This window comes from Psychroserpens luteolus (assembly GCF_021032705.1).
Classification (GTDB): Bacteria; Bacteroidota; Bacteroidia; order Flavobacteriales; family Flavobacteriaceae; genus Psychroserpens; species Psychroserpens luteolus.
In genome coordinates this window covers 42,968-64,513 of sequence record NZ_JAHVXI010000003.1, presented here as the reverse complement: position 1 = coordinate 64,513, position 21,546 = coordinate 42,968, and the positions used below count along the sequence as shown (strand labels likewise).

The following is a 21,546-nucleotide window of genomic DNA, read 5'->3' as shown; positions in this document are numbered from 1 at the left end:
TTATATTATTTAAAAACCATGACTAAACGCTCAGATGTTTTATCATGAAACTTTCTAAGCTTGTAATCTCCAAAAACGTCTAATAAGTATACACCTGCTTTTTCAAAAAGCGCTTCAAAATCGTTTAGGGTAAATGCTTTTACACGTTCCTGAAATTGAAAATCTTCACCTTCAGTAGAAAAAGAGATATTCTTAACTATATAACCATCTTTAAGACTTCTTTTTTGATGAAAATCGATACCTTCAACAGTTTTTACATTTTCAGTAACAAGGTTATCAATCACATAATCACTATTCATAAAGTCGATTACACCAAATCCAAACTCGTTGAGGTTGGCCTTTATAGCTTCTATGGTTCTTAGATTATCTTCTTCATTTTCGAAATATCCAAAACTGGTAAATAAATTAAAAACAGCATCAAATTGTTTTCTGTAAGGTTTGCACATATCATGAACTTCGAAATGAAGTGTGTCATTCTCAAACTGCTTTGCAAACTCAATACTATTTTCAGATAGATCTACACCAGTGACATTGTAACCCAAACTATTGAGATATACAGAGTGTCTTCCTTTTCCGCAAGCTAAATCTAAGATATCTCCTTGCTCTGGGATATTGAGGTATTCTGTGAGATTATCCATAAACACCTGAGCTTCATTGTGATCCCTATCTTTATATAAAATATGATAGAATGGCGTATCAAACCATGAAGCATACCAATGTTGTGTGTCTTTTGTCATATTAACTTTCTAGTTAAATAAGAATCTCATTTTTAAATCTTCTTCTAAGCCACAAAAATACTTTATTTTTGCAATCTATTAGTCGTACAGCATGGAGAATAATTATAAAATGGTTGCAAAAACCTTGTATGGTTTTGAAGATTTATTGGAGCGAGAACTCATTCAATTAGGCGCAATGGAAGTTAAAAAAGGCGTTAGAAATGTGAGTTTTGTTGGTGATAAGGGGTTTATGTACAAAGCTAATCTAGCATTGCGCACTGCTATTAAAATTTTAAAACCTATAAAAACATTCCGTGTTTTAAACGAGCAAGATCTCTACGATCAAGTCTATAAAATGTCCTGGAGTAAACATTTAAAACCAACAGGTAGTCTTGCTGTTGATGCTACTGTGCATTCTAAAGCATTTACGCATTCCAAATATGTAGCATTGAAAACAAAGGATGCCATTGTAGATAAATTTAGGAGTACCGACGGGCAACGTCCTAATGTAGACTTGCGCTTTCCTGATTTAAAAATCAACGTGCACATAGATCGTCAAGTATGCACTATTTCTTTAGATACGTCTGGAGAGTCGTTACACAAACGCGGTTATAAATCTGCAACCAATATCGCACCAATTAATGAGGTTTTGGCAGCAGGCTTAGTGATGCTTTCAGGTTGGGACGGACAGTCAGATTTTATGGATCCCATGTGTGGTAGTGGAACGATTTTAGCTGAAGCAGCAATGATTGCTTGTAATATTCCTCCAAATTTGATGCGGAAAGAATTTGCTTTTGAACGCTGGCAAGATTGGGATGTAGATCTGTTTGAAAAAATTGAAGAATCTCTGCTTAGTAAAACTAGAGACTTTCATCATAAAATGATTGGTTACGATAAATCACCAAGTGCTGTGTCTAAAGCGAAGGCTAATATTAAAAATGCGCATTTAGATGAGTTTATTACTATTCAGCATGAAGACTTTTTTAAGACACAAAAAGCAGGAGACAATAAATTGCATATGGTATTTAATCCGCCATATGGAGAACGCTTAGATATTGATATGGAAACGTTTTATAAAGAAATAGGAGACACGTTAAAGCAAGGATATCCAGGAACAGACGCGTGGTTTATTACGTCTAATTTAGATGCTTTAAAACATGTTGGTTTGCGTCCTTCACGTAAAATTCATTTATTTAATGCTAAATTGGAGTCCCGTTTTGTGAAATACGTTATGTACGAAGGAAGTAAGAAGGGTAAGTATATGAATAACTAAATACACTAAAATAATGAAACAACATATAAGTCTAGCTCTGTTACTGTTTATTTGCGTGATGTCTTACGGACAAGAATTAAAATGTAAAGAATTTAAAACAGGCACTTTTATTATTCCTGCTACTGATGTCGTTCCTGTGTCAACTCTAAAACGATCTGAAACATCTCAATTCGAATCCATCTCAAAAGATGATTTTATGGTGTTGGATATTGAATGGATTGATGACTGTAATTACATCCTAAAAACGAATGTTGAAAAAACGCCTGCAAAGCGTATTACAGATATTGATAAAGCTATCGATAAAAATGGAGGACTAAGAGTAGAGATGCTTAGAACAGTAAATGACACCTTGTTCTTTAGAGCTAAAGCTACTTTTAATGGAAAAGAGTATCCAATAGATGGTTATCAAATAAAAGTTAGTGATGATTACTAGTGGCAGGTTCACTTTAAATAGTGGCACTTTAATTATTCTATCGGTTTTACAATATTAGGATAGGTTTCAAAAAGAGTCTTGACAGTTTTTGCTATATGTGACTTTAGTTTGGCGTCAGATGTATTCATATTACAAGGCATTGATGCTTGCCAAATGATTTGATTTTTCTCCAAATTTGACATATAAATGATTAATGTTTCGTCGGTATATGTTTCTGTTTCTATAGTACATTCTCTCCAGTAGTTAAATTCACTAAATTCTGAACAATCTCTAAAGGTTGCGGTTTCTTCTGAAATAACCAATCTAAATCCAACTTGAACGTCAGGATTAGTGCTATCAACAATTAATCCTAGATTTTCAACTTGTGAAGACACTTCTTGAGATAAATATTCTCTTATGCTAGCATTATCGTAATCTGGATAATTGGAGTGTTCGACCAATAAATCGTCTTCACAAATAACAAAAGTGCTGTGGCTATTAAAGTCCTCATCAATATCATAGTCAAAAACTATTGATGATGTTGCTGCACAGCTTACAATAAGTAAAAATATAAATAGATAAGGTAATTGAAAGGTTTTCATTGGATACACTTTATGAGATTTCTAGGACATAAAGGTCTATATACTTACAGAAAAATACTATGATATATATCAGTAGTTAGTTGTCTTCTTTTTCTACAACTACCTTTTTATCCTTTTTGTAAATAGGTATCATATAAGACACGGTGTAACCAAATCCAATTCCAAATCGTCCGCTGTCATAGGTTCTATTGAATCCTGGAACATAAAGGTTTTCAAAATCTGAAGGTTGATCTTCACTAAGCATTCCTTTTAATTGAACATTTAGTCCTGCGTAAAAGTTTGTAAATAACTCAGCTTTGAGTCCGATAATTAATTCCGCCCAAATAGCTGTAAGTCCATTAAACTCTCGCTCAGTATTATCAGTAAAAGGCGCTTCCCAATATTGGTCTGTGTTAAAAATGGTGATACTATTTTGAGTTTGACTAAAACTACTCACACCAACTCTAAATCCAGTATAAATCATGTTTTGCATGTCTAACCAGTTTTTGTAAGTGTTGTAATCTACACCAGCCTTGAAATAACTTCCTTTGGCTGTAACATCTAGAAAATCATTTGTAATTCTGCGCTCTTCAGTACCTAATTCTCCAGCTATATATAGTTTTTTAGTTAGTCTGTAATCACCGTTAATTTCAAAGCCAGAATAATCATCATCTATAGCAGCGCGTACTAGTTTTCCAATATCACCTCCAAGTCTGAGGCCATACTTTTGCTTATAGACAAGGGTGTCTGTTGTAGTTTCGTTGGTTTCTGTTTGTGCTAGTGATGTCAATGGAAGCAACATCACGATTATCATACTAATGATAAATAATAATCTGTGCTGCATTTTCATTGTCTATGGTTTCGTTTACAATTTCGGTATTGGTAATCCAGATTTCACTATCCACTTCTCTGGTAATACCACCAGTTGGGCCAAAGTTGAAAATACTTTTATAGCCACAAGCTCTAGATACGTATATAAATTCAGGAGTATATTTAATTTCTATAATGTCTATATTAGAATCGTTATTAGGATCCATATTGTCAGCAAAATCAGCATCTTTTTCAAGTTGAAATCGCGTTATAGTTTCTTCACCTTCTTCTTGAAATCGTAATGGGAGCACAATAGAGTCTGTATTAACTCTACTTAAAATAGGTGTTTCTGAAAACGGTAGACCATCATCACCCAGACCTTTAATTTCCAATTGTCTTACATCTTTAAAATTGTTTTGATTATTGACATCATAAAACCTAATGATAAGATGTGGTGTTGTAGCTGTGCCTTCAGCACAAATATCGTCGCGTTCACAACTCCATACAATAAATGTGGTGAGGATTGTTATGCTAAGTAGTACTATAAATCGTTTCAATTCTTTTCAGTATTTGCGTTTAATGCTTTTCTAAAAGCAAAACGGTCTCAATATGAGCCGTATGTGGAAATTGGTCCACCAAACTCAATTTTTTAACATCATAACCAGCTATCGTCAATTGCTCGACGTCTCTTGCCTGTGTTGCTGGATTGCAAGATACATAAACCAAACGTTCTGCATTTAGGTTTATGATTTTTTTAAGCGTTTTTGGTGTGATTCCTGCTCGGGCAGGATCCAGAATTATTGTTCTAATTTTATTAATATATTCTGGGTGTTCACTTAAAAACTTGCCAACGTCTGCAGCATAAAACTTTAAACCGTCTATATTATTGCGTTTGGCATTTTCTTTTGCATCTTCTATTGCAGATGCAACGATATCTACACCAATGATTTTTGTGTTATGAGCCTTAGATGCTATAATTTGTCCGATAGTTCCTGTGCCACAAAAAAGATCGAGTACAACCGAATTATCTATAGCCTCTTTTTTTTCAAGAGCATAGTCAACTACTTTTGAATATAGTTTTTCTGCAGATTTTGGGTTGGTTTGAAAAAAGCTCTTCATACTAATTTCAAAATTCAACCCTAACAACTTCTCAACAATTTTATCTTTTCCATGAATGAGTGTTATGCTTCCAGAAGTAGCAATCGTTCGATCACCAATTTCATCATTTATGGTATGTAGTAATCCAGCAAATCGTTCTCCGAAAATATCAACTAATAGGCTCGCAAATTTATTTAAATCGAACTTATCCAACTCATAAGATGTAGTTACTAGGTTAAATAATAGTTCATTGGTTTTATATGATTTGCGAACGACAAAATATCTAAAGAAGCCTTCTTTTTTTGGACCATGCCATGGTGATAAGCCAGTACGTTCACAGTACTGTCTAATACGTTTTAAATTATCTTCTACAGCCTTATCAAATAACCCCGAATCTTTATTTAGATTATCTCCCATCCACCAAGTGCCTCGTCTTTTAAAACCAAGAGTGAATTCGTCAATATCTGTTTTTTGAGCTCTGTCATATCCAATGGCTGAAAAACCATATTCCATTTTGTTTCTGTAGTGAAACACATTGGGAGAGCTTATAAATTCATCAAATAACGATTCAATATGCTCTACTTTTCCAATACGTTTAAATAAAGATAAAGTACTCTCTTTTTTGTATTTGTGTTGCAATTCTATAGGAAGCTGAATATATGGCGCTCCTGGAATATCTTGAAAAGGTACCTCGACCTCATCTTCAGATGGTTTTAAAACTTCAATAAGTTTGCATTCAGCATATTTTTTGCTGGTTTTTTTCACCTGTCCCTTAACTAATTGACCAGGCAGTGTATTGGGAACAAACACTACAAATTCACCATGCTCATTTCTTATTCGAGCAATCCCTTTACCTCCAAAGGCATAGTCTTCAATAAGCAATTCAATTATTTGTCCGCGTTTTACAAATTTATTTCGTTCTCTTCGAGGCATTATATATCAGAATTTAATGTTTGCAAAATTAGAAAAAGTTATGGTTTGAATGTCTTAAACCCAAACAATAGTTATTATTTTTATTAATAAATGAACCTTTTTAGGTTTTCTACGTCTTTAGAGTATGAAAGTCATTAATATTCATAAACGAAAAATTAGTCAGCCTAAAGAAAAGGTGTCTCTTTTATTTAAAACCTTAGCCACTTCTAATGATCAAATTTGGCCTTATAGGAAATGGCCATCCATGCGATTTAAAGAAGGGTTAAAGTTAGGAAGTAAAGGCGGTCACGGAAGAATTCGTTATACAGTTGTTGAGTTTAATGACCAAAGTTTTGTCAAATTTAAATTTACACAGCCAGATGGATTTTATGGGACTCACGAACTATCTATTAATGCTGTTAGTGAGAATACTTCAGAAATCATTCATAAAATTGACATGAAGACATCTTTAAAAGCTAGCGTACTTTGGGTATTTATGATTAGATGGTTGCATGATGCTTTAATTGAAGATGCTTTTGATAATGTAGAGAATTACTTTTCCAAAGAGAAAAAAACAACATCATATAATGTTTGGGTGACGTTATTAAGAGCGTATTATAAAAGTACCTCATTTAAAACAAAACACGCTTAAGTGAAAAGAGACAAATATTTAGACGCTAAACTAGTAGAAGATTATAAGAATGGTGATGACAATGCTTTGGCTATGTTAGTAAAACGATGGCATCTGGTATTTTGTCAAAAGGCTTTTTGGATTCTTAAAGATCCCGATTTGTCAAAAGATATTGCTCAGGACACCTGGCGAGTGGTTATAAACAAAATAGAAGCGCTTAATAACACAAGTAGTTTTGGTAGTTGGGCCTTACGTATTGTTTGTTCTAAATCTTTCGATGAATTGCGAAAGCAAAATATAAAGCGGTCAAAGACAAACGAGTTTGAAAAGACTCTTATTGCAGATGATGAGATCTATACAGAAAATGAACCAATAAAGAAGATGCTTATAAAAGCTATTAATGAGTTGCCTGAGCATCAACAAATAGTGATTAAACTATTTTATACAGAAAACTATTCGTTAAAAGACATAAGCAAAATATTGCATGTATCTGTGGGTACAGTCAAATCGAGATTGTTTCACGCCAGAGAAAAATTAAAAAAAATAATTAAAACAGAATATTATGAAAACTAATATGAAAGACATTGACAAATTAATAAAAGAGACATTAACAGAAGAAGAAGCGAAGTTTTATGATGACTTGGATGAACAAAACGTTTTTGATATGATCTGGGGTTTGTTCAGAGGAAAGCATAAATGGATTATCATCTTAATGAATATTATGACTTTGATATTCTTTGGCCTATCTATCTATTGTGCTGTAAACTTTTTTGATGCCACCGAAACCAATGAATTATTAAAATGGGGAATGGGTTGCGTAGTGTTTTTACTTGGCGTGAGCATGCTCAAAATATTTGTCTGGATGCAAATGGATAAAAATGCGATCTTAAGAGAGATGAAGCGTTTAGAGTTGCAGGTTTCTTCGCTCTCTGGAAAAATCTCATCATAACATTTTTAGAAGCAACTAATATTTATTAATTTGCGAGCCCTAGGGATGATTTCTCTCCCACGCTGCTTTTTCAAGTCTTTGAAAGAATAAAGGTACAGAAGGAATGGACATTTTAGATATCCATTTGTTTGGATATGAACCTTTAAATTATTTTAAAATGGCTGTTTTAGACCAATTAACTTCGCAACAAGCGATCGATTTAGAAAACAAGTATGGTGCACACAATTACCATCCGTTACCAGTAGTATTGAGTAGAGGAGAAGGTGTGTATGTTTGGGATGTAGAAGGTAAGAAGTATTATGATTTTTTATCGGCTTACTCCGCAGTAAACCAAGGACATTGTCATCCAAAGATTGTGAATGCGATGACACAACAAGCACAAACATTAAGTTTAACGTCTAGAGCGTTTTACAATGACATGCTTGGAAAGTATGAAAAATTTGCTTCAGAGTATTTTCACTTTGATAAGTTATTACCAATGAATACAGGAGCTGAAGCTGTAGAGACAGCTTTAAAGCTTTGTAGAAAATGGGCTTATGAAGTCAAAGGAATTGATGAGAATGAAGCTGAAATCATCGTATGTGAGAATAATTTCCACGGACGAACTACAACGATTATATCATTTAGCAATGATCCAGTGGCAAGAAAAAACTTTGGACCTTATACTGATGGGTTTATCAAAATTGAATACGATAACCTTCAAGCATTAGAAGATGCGTTAGTAAATAATAAAAATGTTGCAGGGTTTTTAGTTGAGCCTATTCAAGGAGAGGCTGGAGTTTATGTGCCTAGCGAAGGTTATTTAGCAAAAGCAAAAGCGTTGTGTGAACAACATAATGTATTGTTTATTGCAGATGAAGTACAAACAGGTATTGCTAGAACAGGTCGTTTATTAGCGACTTGTGGAAACTGTAGTTGTGAAAATAAAAATTGTTCAGGTACTCCAGAAGTAAAACCAGATGTTTTAATTCTTGGTAAAGCATTGTCTGGAGGAGCTTATCCTGTGAGTGCTGTATTGGCAAATGATGCTGTAATGAATGTCATCAAACCTGGAAATCATGGTAGTACATTTGGAGGTAATCCAATTGCTGCAGCTGTTGCAGTCGCTGCTCTTGAGGTTGTTCGTGATGAGGATCTTGCAGAGAACGCATTTCAGCTAGGAGAATTATTCAGAAGTGAATTAAATAGATATATAGAAACAAGTTCTATAGTTAATTTAGTAAGAGGAAAAGGCTTGCTTAATGCGATTGTTATTAATGATGATGAAGATAGTGATACGGCTTGGAATATTTGTTTAGCACTTCGTGATAATGGATTGCTAGCCAAACCAACGCATGGTAATATAATTAGATTTGCGCCTCCATTGGTGATGACTAAAGAGCAATTATTAGACTGTGTATCGATTATTACTAAAACTTTAAAGCAATTTGAAGTTTAATTAGTTTTAAATATTAATAAAAAACCTCAATAGTTACTATTGAGGTTTTTTATTAATATGGGTATCTATTATTGTCCCATCATTTCTTCTAGTCTTTGTTGCATTAATTCTTGATCTTGAAGTGCTTCCATTCCAAATGTAACAATCAACCAAATCACTAAACACAAGTAAATCACACTTATTACCAATCCTATAATGGCTAAAATCTTACCAATTTTCACATTTTGATAACCTAGGTACATTTCTGGGTTTTGCGCATATGTTTTTGTCGCTTTTTGTGCTAAGATTAAGGCGACAATTGCTAGAATTATCCCTAGAATTCCATAACAGAAACATCCTATTATAGATAGGATTCCTAAAATTAAAATTAGTGTTGCGTTTTGTAATTGTTCTTGTGGTTGATATTCGTTCATGGTAGTATATGTTAATTTAAAAAAGTTTTATAAATGAAATTGCCTAAAATTAAAACGGCATTTACGATTGCCAAAGTAATAATAATTTTATAGGCATGCTTAAAATTTCTAAAGTAATTTAATAAAATCACGCCTAATAAAGCCATTAGACTGTAGATTGCTGGATACATATAGAATGCAGCAATAAGGTCTCCTTCTAGAATTAATGCGAGTGATCTTTGCATACCACAACCCATGCAATCAAGACCAAAAATCTTTTTGTTGATACAAGGGAGCATGTAATCTTCTGGAGACATCATTCTATAAAATTTCATTCAAAAATAATAAAATTGAAGGATAAGTGCTCACAGAGTTTCTGCCAATTACCAAAAATGATAAAAAAAACAGATTAGACCTATTAATTAAGTTTCTAAAATTGTATTTTCGATTAATTAAAGTGATACACGATAATTTAAAAATCAATGCCGAGAACACTTAGCTACATTTTAATCCTAATAGGAGGGATAATTGCCATTTACGCTCAAGCTCAAGAGGAACAAAATCAATATATCTTAATTGGAGGTATTGTTGTTTTAATGGTAGGTATTTACAATATATCTCGTAATATTCCGAGTAAGAATGACCAAGACAATACAGATAATGAAAACCTTGAGTGATGCATTTGAAAATTGGTGATCTTGTTTCGGTTTTAGATGAAGATATTAAAGGTGTCATCATACAAATTTCTGGTACTACGATAACTATTGAAACAGAAGATGGTTTTGATATGGAGTTTTTGTCTTCAGAGGTTATAAAAACACAATCATTTTCTTCTCAAATATTCTCGAATACAGATACTAATGCGGTTATAAACGAAAAGGAACAATCACATAAACCTAGGTCTGTAAGAGTAAAACCTAAAGCGCGAACACTGCCTGCAATGGAAGTAGATTTGCATATCCACCAAATCACAACACAGAATAAGCATATGAATAATTTTGATATGCTCAACTTACAGTTAGATACCGCAAGGCATAAGTTAGAATTCGCTATAAAAAAACGCATACAGAAAGTAGTCTTTATTCATGGCGTTGGCGAAGGGGTTCTCAAAACCGAATTAGAATATCTGTTTAGTCGCTATGATAATGTGAAGTACTATGCAGCCGATTACCAGAAATATGGCGCTGGCGCTACAGAAGTCTATATTTTTCAGAATGTAAAATCCTAGTTTAATTATCTTCTGGGAGTGTTATGGTAAATGTGTAAGTGCCTAAAGTTTGGTCATCAATACTAGCAATACTAATGTTTGCATTCATGATATCTACCGTCACAACTATGGTTCTTGTGTATTCATTTTCCGACATTTCACCAGCCGTAAAGGATTCTGCAGCATTTGGATTTAAATAACGTGCAGTATTTGGATCAGTGCCAGTTTCATCAAAATCATCAGTTAATGAAGAGTTACTGTTTTCATCTTCGTTAATGGTAGGAACACCGTCACCATCATCATCGTTGTCTAAATAGTTTGGTTTAGTGTCACCATTAGTAAAATTAAGATCTGTGTTTACTGCATCAGAAGGGTCACCATCACCATCAGGGTCGGCATTTTCATTAATCGTGAGTATATTGTCATTGTCGTCGTCTTGGTCGATATAATCAGGAATACCATCACCATCAGTATCTATGGCATCAGGATATGTGCCATCTGCAGCCTGTGCGCCGCGACCTTCAAATTCTGATAAGATACCATCCTCATCATCATCATCAAATGATGTAACGAATTTTGCTTCAGCTCCAGAGCCTGCAGCATAATCATTAGTAATAGTTGTACCTGGATTTGGAATGATTTGACAGATTAAGTCGTTTGGATCACCACTGTAGGTTCTATAGTTGAACATAGTCGATGTACCGTTAATAGGAATAGTCTTTTCGTAATTATTTGAAGGCGGATTAAAAATATCGTCATTACCAGCAATTGGAAAAAGTAGCGATAACGATTCATTAGGATCTACCTTGGTATCGTATAACAAATAGTCGCCTACATTAGCATCAAGACAAAGCTCAAGTGTTTGATCAAACTCAAGGTTAACTTCAAATACATCACCATCATCACAAGATAGAGCTAATAATCCAATTAAACATATATAAAGTAGTTGTCGCATTATCATAGATTTTAAACAAAAATAAAAGATTTGATTGTTTAATATGTCGCTTTAACAAATAATTTTGAACGCATAGCTAAGGAGTTTTAAAAACCCTTAGAAAGTTGCATCTTTGCATCAGAATTTTAATTGATATGAAGACTGTTTATTTTGATAATGCTGCAACCACCCAACTGCGAGATGAAGTCATTGATCGCATGGGCGAAGTGATGAAAACTAACTATGGAAATCCCTCATCTACACATAGTTATGGTAGACAATCTAAATCATTAATTGAGTCTTCAAGAAAACGTATTGCATCTCATTTTAATGTGTCAGCTTCAGAAATTGTATTCACTTCAGGTGGCACAGAAGCCGATAATCTCGTATTGAGAAGTGCTGTAAGAGATTTGGAAATTGCAGAGGTTATCACTTCAAAAATTGAACATCATGCTATTTTGCATACCATAGACCAACTTAGAGAGGAGTATGACATTTCAGTTAAATATGTAAAGCTAAACGACAAAGGAGATGTAGATATATCTCATCTGGAAACATTGTTGACATCTAAAACCAAACAATTAGTATCGTTAATGCATATCAATAACGAAATAGGGAACAAATTAAATCTCAAGCTTGTGGCAGAATTGTGTAAGACTAACAACGCCTTATTTCATAGTGATACCGTTCAATCGGTAGGTCATTATAAGCTGGATCTACAAGATATTCCTATTGATTATTTGGCTGCTAGCGCTCATAAGTTTCATGGGCCAAAAGGTGTTGGTTTTGCTTTTCTGAGGAAAAATAGCGGACTTCGAGCTTTGATATTTGGAGGTGAGCAGGAGCGAGGGTTGCGAGCTGGAACAGAATCTATTCACAATATTGTAGGATTGGATGAAGCGTTGCACTTGTCTTATAAGTATTTAGAAACAGAAGCCGCTTATATTTTGGATATAAAATCCTATTTTATCGAAAAACTAAAGCAAGTTCTTCCAAATGTGACTTTTAACGGTCAATCTGGAGACTTAGATAAAAGTACGTACACGCTTGTTAATGTGTGTTTACCTATTTCAGCAGATAAGGCTAATCTGTTACAATTTCAATTAGATTTAAAAGGTATTGCTTGCTCTAAGGGTAGTGCGTGTCAAAGCGGAAGTTCTCAAAATTCGCATGTGTTGACTGAAATTCTTGATAATGACCATTTGCAGCGACCATCTATCCGTTTTTCTTTTAGTAAGTATAATACGAAAGCGGATGTCGACTATGTGATTGATGTTTTAAAGGAATTTGTTGATTGATAAGGATTTAGAAACTCATAATATGTTTTTCTAAATTTTCTTCGGAAGAAAGATTGAGCTTTTTTCGAAGTCTGTACCTCGCCTTTTTAACACCTTCGAGTGATATGTTAAGTAAAGACGCAATTGAGTTTGAATCGTATTTCATTTTCAATAAAGCAATCAATCTAATATCATTTTTTGTAAGGTCACTATGAAGCTCAGTGATACTTTTATAGAAACTTGGATTCATTTCAATAAACTGAGTAGTAAACTGTTCCCAGTTATCATCTATTTGTTTGTCAATATGTAGTTTGTTAATCAGATGGTTCACCCTAGTATTATTAGTGTTATCTTTTTTTATGGTTGTGAGATCCTCTTTGAGTTCTATTAACATTTCATTCTTTTGAGCTATATGAAGCGCTTTAGAGGCAAGTTCTCTTTTTTGATATTCAATTTTTTGATTGAGATTATCGTTCTCTAATTCTGTTACTTTAGTGATAGCCTCTTGTTTTGTCGCTTTTAATCTAAATTTATTTATCAATGCGTAAGCTATGGCAGCTAGAAGGAGCAAAGAGATGATTAAGGCTATGTTCCGGTTATTTGCAGCGGTATTTTTAGTCGTTAGGAGATCATTTTCCTGTTGTTGGATTTTGATTTGATTGTCTCGTTTTTCAGCTTCGTAGAATTTTTCAAGAGCAGCGACCTCTTTTTGTTTTTCGGCTCCCAAAATGCTGTCTTTTAGTTTAATGTATTCTAAAAACGCATTACGACTTTCTTCATGTTTATTAACATCGTGGCTTGTGTTCGCTAGCGTTAGCAAGCTTTTTAATTTCTCGTATTTGTCATCAATAAGTTTTGAAACCGAATCAGATTTAAGCGCATACTTATAGGCAATTGCATTGTTACCTTTTTTCTTGTAGTTGTCTACTAAGAAACTATAGAAATTAATATTTAGGCCACGGTCATCAATACCTTCATTAATTTTTAGACCAGTCTTTAAATTGTCTATGGCTTCATCATATCTGCCTAATTGCCCATATAGATTACCGTAATGTTGGTATACGTAGGCATTAGCAAGCTGATGTTTGTCTTTGACTATTTTGTGTGCAACAGGTAAATACTTTAAAACGCTATCGGTTTCTTCCATATCTAAATAAGTAGAAGACATATCTATTAGTGCTACAGCATAATTCATGGTTCTACCTGCCTTTTTATATATCATTGCTGCTTTTTTAGTGGCAGCAATAGACTTTAAATCTTCTTGAAAATGTGTATAAACAATTGCTAAGTCTAAATTGACCATTGCAATACCTGTCGAGTCTTTTATTGTAGTATAATTTTTTTCAGATTCTAATAAGTTTGTTAAGGCATTTTTATAGTCGTTTATATTAATGTACGCAGCTCCAATATAGGATTGAGCATGAGCAATACGTTCTAGTTCTCCGCATTTTTTGGCAATCTCTAAGCTGTGTTTTGCACGTTCAAGTGTATTTGGATGATTTTGAAATAATGAAAAACGTGTAAGATTAAATTGGCTTATCGCTAGTTTACATTGATATTCAGTAGATTTTAATCGTTCATAGCCATTCTTATGCATTTGTTCAGCTATACTATCCCAATGGCCCATATTAAGTCTTAGATTGGCAAATTTGTGATAATAAAGTGCAGCGGTAGTATCAACCTCTAAGCGTTGTATGGAGGAATCTAAGGCTTCAAAAAACTTGGAATCAGCATTCGCATTTCCTAAATCAGCTTTGAAATGTTCATAAATACTATCCAAAGCGGTTTGATCATAAATTTCATTTTGAGAATTACATACGACATAGGAAAGGCAGAATAAAATAATCCAAGAGATTCTAGAGATATGCATTGTGAGACTTATTAAATGGTTGATAGCTAATTCTATCCATAAAAATAAGTCTTTTTAAAAAGATTAAAAAGTCAAGTCTTTATAAATGGGTGAAACTATAAATCGAAAAGCTAATTAAGCATGCTGGCAATAACAAAAGTCTTTATCTAGAACCGTGTAGACAGTCTTACATTAAATACACGTGGTGTTAAAAAGTTAGGAATCGCAAATTGACGTTTACTATATACATCACGAACCCAAGTATTGGTTATCGTATTTTGAGCATTAAACATATTAAAGATCTCAACTCCTAAAGTGAGTTCTTTAAATTTTTGTTTCCATTTCGATGTGTACGTTTTATTTTTATCAACTATGACATATGAAATTCCCAAATCGGCACGTTTATAATCACGAAGACGCGTTTGGAAATCGTAAGGATCTGCATAGCTTGGCGAGCCTCCTGGAACTCCAGTATTATAAACTAGGTTTAAATACATTTTTAAATCTGGAATATTAGGCACATAATCTTGAAAAAGCACACCAAACTTCAGGCGTTGATCTGTTGGTCTAGAAATGTAACCTCTATCATCAATATTTTCTTCGGTTTTTAAATACCCGAAACTAAACCAGCTTTCTGTACCTGGCACAAATTCTCCATTAAGTCGAAGGTCTACACCATAGGCATAGGCTTTTGCATTATTTTTTGCTCGATACCGTATTCTAACATTTTCTAAGGTATACGGATTTACATCACTTAAGCCTTTATAGTATGCCTCAGACACCAACTTGAATGGACGACCCCAAATCTCAAAACTGTACTCGTTTCCAAGAACAATATGAAATGATTTTTGAGCTTTTACATCAGGTTGAACTGTTCCTGAAGAATCTCGTAATTCGCGATAAAAAGGCGGTTGATAATACACGCCTCCTGCAATACGAAACAACATGTCTTTGTCCCAATCTGGTTTTATTGCAAATTGAGCTCTCGGGCTAAACACGGTTTGGGTAGAGGAGGAGACACCATTTTGATTTGGTATGTCGCTATTTACAGTCCAGTTGTGAATTCTCACACCAGCATTATAAAACACTTCGTTACTACCTAGCATTGTTCGCTTGCTCCATTGTGCATAGGCTTGGAGCCTATCAATTTGTACAGCATTGGTAGCCCTAACATTTTGAAACGCGACAAGAGGACCTTCAAATGGCTCATAGGGTTGATTGTTCGGGATATCAAAAATTGGAGGTCGTACCGAAAACCCAGCACTATCAATAACTTCCCATTCTACCAAACGGTCTCTAATATCTTCATGTGTATATTTTACAGACCATTCTAGCGTGCTTTCTTCATCGAGTTTATAATCGCCTTTATGCTCAATATTAACAATGACAGCATCCAAATCATTTCGTGCATGAGTCAATTGCGAACCAATACCTTCGGAAAACTCAACTTCTCCTAAGTTTTCATCACCAATATTACTATTAACTTCACCAAGACGGTATTGTGCTAAGATGTCAAAATATTCCTCTTCAGTAGTGTGATACGCTGAAGCAATAAGTTTTAGTGAAAGATCATCATTAACAAAATAATTAGCTTTAAATGCACCAAACGTGGTTAAATACTGATCTTTTTCCTGACCTTCATAAAATACCAAAAGCGCTACAGGTTCATCTAAAGTTCCAAAATTGGTTTGCCTATTCTTTGGTTGAAAGTCATATTTATTTAAAGAGATATTTCCAAGGAAATTTAAATGAAACTTATCACTAAACTTGTAAGTCAAATAGGTTTGAGCATCAGCAAAAACTGGAGTTACGTTGGTTTCAGTTTCAAGAGAGTTAATTAACAAGCTATTATCTCTATAGCGTAAACCTACAATTCCAGAGAATTTAGAGTCTTTACTTACAGCTTCGGCAGTAACGCTTCCTCCTAGAAGGCTAGCATCTGCTCGTACACCAAATGATACTGGGTTTCTATAGGTAATGTCTAGAACTGATGACAATTTATCACCATACTTTGCTTGAAATCCACCTGCCGAAAAATCTACGTTTTGTACCATGTTTGTATTCACAAAACTCAAGCCTTCTTGTTGACCAGAGCGAATAAGAAATGGACGATAGACTTCAATATCATTTACATACACAAGATTTTCATCAAAGTTACCACCACGAACAGAGTATTGTGTACTTAACTCGTTAGAAATATTAACACCAGGTAAGGTTTTTAATAGATTTTCCACACCAGGATTAGCACCTTTAATGGTTCTTATTATTTCAGGAGTAATTGTAGTGACGCCATCAACCGATTGTCTTGTATTACCATTTATAACAACAGTTGTTATTTGTTCAATTTCTATACTCATCACTGGATTGAATTCAATCTCCTGGCCATTTTTCAAATTGAAGGTTGCTTCAACACGTTTATGTCCTAAGTGAGTAAAAATAACTGTAACATTAGTGTCAGCTGGAATTTTGAGGATGTAGAATCCGTTCTCATTAGTTGTAGTTCCGTCATTACCAGCTTTTATACTAACACTAGAGATTGGTAATTTAGCATCGTCTAAAATGACACCTCTTATGGTTGCGGTTTGAGATATTCCGAAGAATGAAAAGCCTAACAAGGCTATAAGTAGCGTAATATTTAGTTTCAAAAGGTTATTTTTTATTTTCTAAAAAAGGTTGCTTCAAATGTAGTACTATTTCCAACATTATCTGTAACAATTATTTTAAGATTATTTTCGGTCTCTGTATTGACATTATCATCAAAGTCATAGGTCAAGGTATCTTTTTTATAATCGTACTCCATTAAAATCCACTTTCCGTTTATAGTTGCTCTGTAATTACTAATGCCAGAGAGATCATCATCAATCTTAACTTTCAGATAGTTGAGTTTGCTTAACCATTTTCCATCCTGAAAATTAATAGGAATGATAGTCGGGTTCACCGTGTCTCTTGCAAGAGCAAAGGTTCCTAATGATTTTGTTCTTGCAGATAACTTGTCGCCAAGACGTTTCGTACTGATATAACTCGGATTTTTATAATAACCGTATAATTTGGCAATAAATAATTTGCTTTTATCTTCTTCACTGTAACTACTTACATCATAAGTGATGGTGTAGCTTTTAAGCATAGGTACAACATCTCTATGCAATTTTAAGGTATCACTATCCACACCAAAATCAATATAAAAATCTTCATAAAAGCTTTGTTTTGGAAAGTATACTGAGATATTTTCGCTTTCTAATTCGTTAACTTGATCTGCATAGATGAAATGGTCTGGTTTTAATTCTGGAGCCTCTAAGATTTCTTTAGCAGGCCTTCCTTTTATTGGAATTGTCAACCATGACTCATTCCCTTTAAAATCTCTAATTCGTACTTTATATACCGTATTAGTGCTGTCCTCAACTTTTATATAACCATAACTGTCAACATCTTTAAGCATGCTTAAGGTGTTTCCAGATTGAACAAAGAGTTTCTGAATTCTTGATTTTTTCTCTTTAAATACTTCAAAGTCTATAAAGCGATTGATGTGTTTAGATTCGCTAAAACTGAAACGTTTAAAATCCATTTCAAAACTCTTATTGCCATTATAAAATGTTTGAATATTACTTACACCATTTTTATTGTTGGCAAGATCTTGCTGGTCATAACTCACAATTCCAAAACCAATATCACCTAGTGCTTCAATAGGTTCTGTACTGTAATCGCCATTTTTATTTGGTATTAATCGTAGTTCTTTTCGATTTTTTTCATCATCTACGTGAGAGTTTCTGTCTTTTGGATAGGCATAGGCAGCCAATAGAAAAGGACTTTTCGTGTCTTTTATATCAATACCAAAGAGCATAGGGTTTATAGGGCGTTCTTCATTGTCACGAATTTCAAAATGGAGATGCGGACCACCAGAACCTCCAGTGTTTCCTGAAAAGGCTACAACTTCATCTGATGAAATAGGAAGCTCGTCGGGAGACGGAAACATTTCAACTTCATAACTTTCCTTTTCGTACTGACACGCTTTGATATATTTTTGAATTTTAGGAGAAAACTTACTTAAATGTGCATAAACACTAACATAACCATTTGGGTGTGTGATGTATAGCGCTTTTCCGTAGCCATAATGAGATATTTTAATACGACTTACATAACCTTGAGCCGCAGCATATACCTTTAGACCTGTGCGTTGTTGTGTTTTGATATCTAAACCAGAGTGAAAATGATTTGAACGTAATTCGGCGAATGTACCAGAGAGTACGAGTGTAATATCTAAGGGGTTTCTAAAATAGTCTTGAGGATAAGGCGTTTCTGATTGACCAAAAGCAAAAGTGCAAACAAAGAAAAGTAAAATTAGGTACTTCATGTGGTTATGAGTTTACGTCAAAAGTTATATAACGTAAAAATATTGATTAAAATTGAATATAGAAAATATTCTACATATGTTGTTTTTAATATTGGTGAGTGAATATCTGAAAAAAACTGAAAATAATAAACAAAAACTTATAAAAAAGGAATTAGAAGTATTTGTAAATTGTTAGTCATGAGCCATTATGACTAAAGAAGTGTCATAAATTTCAAAATTAATATGAAAACAATTGCGATTTTTCACTTAGTATGTTAACTTTGTTACATCAGTATTGAAATTTGTAAATGAGTAAAATTGAAGATATTGTAGATTCTTTAGAGAACAAAATCAGCAAAGTTTTGCACAAACTAGAAGTTTTAAAGCAAACTAATGCTAAAATCTCTGAAGAATTAGCAATACAACAACAGAAAAACCTTCAGCAGCAAGAAGAATTAAGTTCTTGGGTTGAAAAATATGAATCACTCAAAATGGCAAATTCATTACTGGGCAGTGACGAGAATAACAGAGAAACAAAGCTCAAAATAAACACATTAATCAGAGATATTGACCATTGTATTGCTCAATTATCTGAATAATGCTAATTACAATTAATGGCAGAACAGCTTAAAATAAAGCTATCTATAGCAAATAGAGTTTATCCTCTTACCATTGCGCCAAGCCAAGAAGAAGGGTTGCGCAAGGCCGCTAAAAAGATTGAAGCCATGATAACACAGTTTGAGCAAAACTATTCTGTGAGAGATAAACAAGATGTACTAGCCATGTGCGCTTTACAGTTTGCATCTCAAGTAGAACAGAAAACAATAGATAAAGCCAATGTAAGTGAAGAAGTAGAGGAGAAGCTTAATGCTTTAAACCAATTACTTCACGAACATATAAGTGCATAACGTTCTTTAAAATAAACAATAGGTTACTGCCTACATTAGTTATTTATTTTTGATAAACTCAACGTTAATTCTTTAAAAAGGGTGAGTTGAAGTTGTAAAACCGTGCTGCTAATACTAATTTATTTTAGTATTTAGGCAGATTTTTGATCAGCTTGTTAGCCCTAAACTTGTTTTTAAGGAGTTTATACAGAATCCAAAACTGATGTAGGCTTTTTTTATATATAAACACTAACTAACATGGATACGAACACAATTTTAATGATTGTAGGAGGCGTGGTACTAGGTATAGTACTCGGGTATATTATTGCAAAAGCATTAGAAAAAAATAATGCTTCCAAACTCATAAAAGAAGCAAAGAATGAAGCAAATTCAATTTTAAAAAATGCTAAGAGCGAAGGAGAAACAATTAAAAAAGATAAGATTCTTCAAGCTAAAGAAAAATTTATAGAGCTCAAAGCAGAACACGAGAAAGTCATCTTATCTCGTGACAAGAAAATGGCTGAGGCAGAAAAGCGAACTAGAGATAAAGAATCACAAATCTCTAGTGAGTTGTCAAAAAATAAAAAAGCAAATCAGTCTTTGGAAAGTAAGATAAAAGACTACGATTTTAGACTCGAGTTTCTGGAGAAAAAGAAAGATGAAGTCGAAAAAGCTCATAAAAGTCAAATTAAGCAACTTGAGGTCATCTCTGGATTATCTGCAGAAGATGCCAAAACCCAGTTGGTAGAATCACTCAAAGGTGAAGCAAAAACTGATGCGATGAGTTATATTCAAGATACTCTTGAAGAAGCAAAACTTACAGCCCAACAGGAAGCCAAAAAGGTGATTATTAATACTATTCAGCGAATAGGAACAGAAGAAGCTATTGATAATTGCGTTTCTGTATTTAATATTGAGTCTGATGATGTTAAAGGACGAATTATCGGACGAGAAGGACGAAATATTCGAGCCATTGAAGCTGCTACTGGCGTTGAAATTATTGTTGATGATACACCTGAAGCCATTATTTTATCTTGCTTTGATTCGGTGAGACGTGAAGTGGCACGATTATCACTTCATAAGCTTGTAACAGATGGACGAATCCACCCTGCACGAATTGAAGAAATTGTTAGAAAAACACAAAAACAGATTGAACAGGAAATCGCTGAAGTTGGTAAACGAACTGTTATCGATTTAGGAATTCATGGATTACATCCAGAGTTAATAAAAATGGTAGGTCGTATGAAGTATCGTTCGTCTTATGGTCAAAACTTACTGCAGCATTCACGAGAAGTAGCTAAACTATGTGGTGTTATGGCTGCAGAACTTGGATTAAATCCAAAATTAGCTAAACGTGCTGGACTATTACATGATATTGGTAAGGTGCCATCTTCTGAATCAGATATGGAAACACCTCATGCTATTTTAGGAATGCAATGGGCCGAAAAGCATGGAGAAAAGTCTGAAGTATGTAATGCCATTGGAGCACACCACGATGAAATAGAAATGACAACATTGTTATCACCTATAGTTCAAGTGTGTGATGCTATTTCAGGAGCAAGACCAGGAGCAAGACGTCAGGTACTAGATTCTTATATTCAAAGACTCAAAGATTTAGAGGAGGTTGCTTTTGGTTTCAATGGTGTTAATAAGGCTTATGCCATTCAAGCGGGTCGTGAATTACGTGTTATGGTTGAAAGCGAGAAGGTTTCAGATGAACAGGCAGCAAACTTGTCTTTTGAGATCTCTCAAAAGATTCAAACAGATATGACTTATCCGGGTCAAGTAAAAGTAACTGTTATTAGAGAGACTAGAGCGGTAAATATTGCGAAGTAGGAACTTTAATAAATATG

General features: G+C 33.9%; 23 protein-coding genes and 1 other RNA gene. 13 read left to right on the top strand and 11 right to left on the bottom strand.

The annotated features are described in order from the left end of the window. Window positions 1-5 precede the first annotated feature (5 nt). Window positions 6-737 carry a class I SAM-dependent methyltransferase gene (locus tag KWG70_RS09230; protein ID WP_230935730.1) on the bottom strand — a complete coding sequence of 244 codons (732 nt, stop codon included), beginning with the start codon at window positions 735-737 and terminating at the stop codon, window positions 6-8. Window positions 738-828: 91 nt separating this feature from the next. Between KWG70_RS09230 and KWG70_RS09225 the strand changes: the two genes are divergently transcribed. Then, complete coding sequence (locus KWG70_RS09225; protein ID WP_230935729.1) at window positions 829-1,989, top strand: THUMP domain-containing class I SAM-dependent RNA methyltransferase; 1,161 nt, start codon at window positions 829-831, stop codon at window positions 1,987-1,989. 13 nt (window positions 1,990-2,002) lie between these two features. Next, entirely contained in the window at window positions 2,003-2,422 is a 420-nt protein-coding gene (locus tag KWG70_RS09220) for a hypothetical protein (protein WP_230935728.1), read from the top strand. A gap of 32 nt (window positions 2,423-2,454) precedes the next feature. Here the strand turns inward: KWG70_RS09220 and KWG70_RS09215 are convergent, their stop codons facing one another. The 4 genes from KWG70_RS09215 to rlmD all read right to left on the bottom strand — a co-directional run bounded on the left by KWG70_RS09215 (window position 2,455) and on the right by rlmD (window position 5,823). Next, window positions 2,455-3,003 carry a DUF4136 domain-containing protein gene (locus tag KWG70_RS09215; protein WP_230935727.1) on the bottom strand — a complete coding sequence of 183 codons (549 nt, stop codon included), beginning with the start codon at window positions 3,001-3,003 and terminating at the stop codon, window positions 2,455-2,457. A 76-nt stretch (window positions 3,004-3,079) separates the two neighbouring features. Beyond that, window positions 3,080-3,826: a DUF6048 family protein gene (locus KWG70_RS09210; RefSeq protein WP_230935726.1), complete on the bottom strand. Its 747-nt coding sequence runs from the start codon at window positions 3,824-3,826 to the stop codon at window positions 3,080-3,082. Then, a complete protein-coding gene (locus KWG70_RS09205) occupies window positions 3,798-4,349 on the bottom strand; it encodes a DUF6452 family protein (protein WP_230935725.1) in 552 nt (183 codons plus the stop codon). The genes KWG70_RS09210 and KWG70_RS09205 overlap by 29 nt, the downstream gene beginning before the upstream one ends. 19 nt (window positions 4,350-4,368) lie before the next feature. After that, the gene (gene rlmD, locus KWG70_RS09200; protein ID WP_230935724.1) at window positions 4,369-5,823 is read right to left on the bottom strand and encodes a 23S rRNA (uracil(1939)-C(5))-methyltransferase RlmD; all 1,455 of its coding nucleotides are present in this window, start codon (window positions 5,821-5,823) and stop codon (window positions 4,369-4,371) included. A 124-nt stretch (window positions 5,824-5,947) separates the two neighbouring features. Between rlmD and KWG70_RS09195 the strand changes: the two genes are divergently transcribed. From KWG70_RS09195 to rocD, 4 genes are all read left to right on the top strand, one after another. Then, window positions 5,948-6,454, top strand: a complete 507-nt coding sequence (locus tag KWG70_RS09195; protein WP_230935723.1) for a hypothetical protein — start codon at window positions 5,948-5,950, stop codon at window positions 6,452-6,454. Next, on the top strand, window positions 6,455-7,006 hold the full coding sequence (locus KWG70_RS09190; RefSeq protein ID WP_230935722.1) for an RNA polymerase sigma factor: 552 nt from the start codon (window positions 6,455-6,457) through the stop codon (window positions 7,004-7,006). It abuts the gene before it with no gap. Continuing rightward, on the top strand, window positions 6,996-7,382 hold the full coding sequence (locus KWG70_RS09185) for a DUF6768 family protein (protein WP_230935721.1): 387 nt from the start codon (window positions 6,996-6,998) through the stop codon (window positions 7,380-7,382). Before KWG70_RS09190 ends, KWG70_RS09185 begins: the two co-directional genes overlap by 11 nt. Before the next feature lie 157 nt (window positions 7,383-7,539). Beyond that, window positions 7,540-8,820: an ornithine--oxo-acid transaminase gene (gene rocD, locus KWG70_RS09180; RefSeq protein ID WP_230935720.1), complete on the top strand. Its 1,281-nt coding sequence runs from the start codon at window positions 7,540-7,542 to the stop codon at window positions 8,818-8,820. Between the two features lie 68 nt (window positions 8,821-8,888). Here rocD and KWG70_RS09175 read toward each other — a convergent pair whose 3' ends face one another. Further along, window positions 8,889-9,233 carry a CCC motif membrane protein gene (locus KWG70_RS09175; RefSeq protein WP_230935719.1) on the bottom strand — a complete coding sequence of 115 codons (345 nt, stop codon included), beginning with the start codon at window positions 9,231-9,233 and terminating at the stop codon, window positions 8,889-8,891. Window positions 9,234-9,244: 11 nt separating this feature from the next. After that, a complete protein-coding gene (locus tag KWG70_RS09170; protein WP_230935718.1) occupies window positions 9,245-9,547 on the bottom strand; it encodes a DUF2752 domain-containing protein in 303 nt (100 codons plus the stop codon). A gap of 147 nt (window positions 9,548-9,694) precedes the next feature. On the opposite strand from KWG70_RS09170, the gene KWG70_RS09165 reads away from it, so the two are divergent. Next, window positions 9,695-9,889, top strand: coding sequence for a hypothetical protein (locus tag KWG70_RS09165; protein WP_230935717.1), 195 nt, complete (start codon window positions 9,695-9,697; stop codon window positions 9,887-9,889). Further along, window positions 9,889-10,440: a Smr/MutS family protein gene (locus KWG70_RS09160; RefSeq protein WP_230935716.1), complete on the top strand. Its 552-nt coding sequence runs from the start codon at window positions 9,889-9,891 to the stop codon at window positions 10,438-10,440. Before KWG70_RS09165 ends, KWG70_RS09160 begins: the two co-directional genes overlap by 1 nt. A gap of 1 nt (window position 10,441) precedes the next feature. Here KWG70_RS09160 and KWG70_RS09155 read toward each other — a convergent pair whose 3' ends face one another. After that, window positions 10,442-11,374 carry a hypothetical protein gene (locus KWG70_RS09155; protein WP_230935715.1) on the bottom strand — a complete coding sequence of 311 codons (933 nt, stop codon included), beginning with the start codon at window positions 11,372-11,374 and terminating at the stop codon, window positions 10,442-10,444. Between the two features lie 134 nt (window positions 11,375-11,508). Here KWG70_RS09155 and KWG70_RS09150 point away from each other — a divergent pair, with 134 nt between their 5' ends. Then, on the top strand, window positions 11,509-12,651 hold the full coding sequence (locus tag KWG70_RS09150; protein WP_230935714.1) for a cysteine desulfurase family protein: 1,143 nt from the start codon (window positions 11,509-11,511) through the stop codon (window positions 12,649-12,651). Window positions 12,652-12,658: 7 nt separating this feature from the next. On the opposite strand, the gene KWG70_RS09145 is transcribed toward KWG70_RS09150, so the two are convergent. From KWG70_RS09145 to KWG70_RS09135, 3 genes are all read right to left on the bottom strand, one after another. Next, window positions 12,659-14,500 (bottom strand): hypothetical protein, encoded by a 1,842-nt coding sequence (locus KWG70_RS09145; protein ID WP_230935713.1) that lies wholly within the window; start codon window positions 14,498-14,500, stop codon window positions 12,659-12,661. A gap of 146 nt (window positions 14,501-14,646) precedes the next feature. Further along, window positions 14,647-17,124, bottom strand: coding sequence for a TonB-dependent receptor (locus KWG70_RS09140; protein WP_230935712.1), 2,478 nt, complete (start codon window positions 17,122-17,124; stop codon window positions 14,647-14,649). Between the two features lie 11 nt (window positions 17,125-17,135). Continuing rightward, entirely contained in the window at window positions 17,136-18,827 is a 1,692-nt protein-coding gene (locus tag KWG70_RS09135; protein WP_230935711.1) for a M23 family metallopeptidase, read from the bottom strand. 287 nt (window positions 18,828-19,114) lie between these two features. Here KWG70_RS09135 and KWG70_RS09130 point away from each other — a divergent pair, with 287 nt between their 5' ends. From KWG70_RS09130 to rny, 4 genes are all read left to right on the top strand, one after another. Then, window positions 19,115-19,405 (top strand): hypothetical protein, encoded by a 291-nt coding sequence (locus tag KWG70_RS09130; protein ID WP_230935710.1) that lies wholly within the window; start codon window positions 19,115-19,117, stop codon window positions 19,403-19,405. Window positions 19,406-19,420: 15 nt separating this feature from the next. Then, on the top strand, window positions 19,421-19,714 hold the full coding sequence (locus tag KWG70_RS09125; protein ID WP_230935709.1) for a cell division protein ZapA: 294 nt from the start codon (window positions 19,421-19,423) through the stop codon (window positions 19,712-19,714). Between the two features lie 56 nt (window positions 19,715-19,770). Beyond that, window positions 19,771-19,898: non-coding RNA, 6S RNA (ssrS, locus tag KWG70_RS09120), on the top strand. Window positions 19,899-19,951: 53 nt separating this feature from the next. Beyond that, window positions 19,952-21,529: a ribonuclease Y gene (gene rny, locus KWG70_RS09115; protein ID WP_230935708.1), complete on the top strand. Its 1,578-nt coding sequence runs from the start codon at window positions 19,952-19,954 to the stop codon at window positions 21,527-21,529. Window positions 21,530-21,546: the final 17 nt, after the last annotated feature.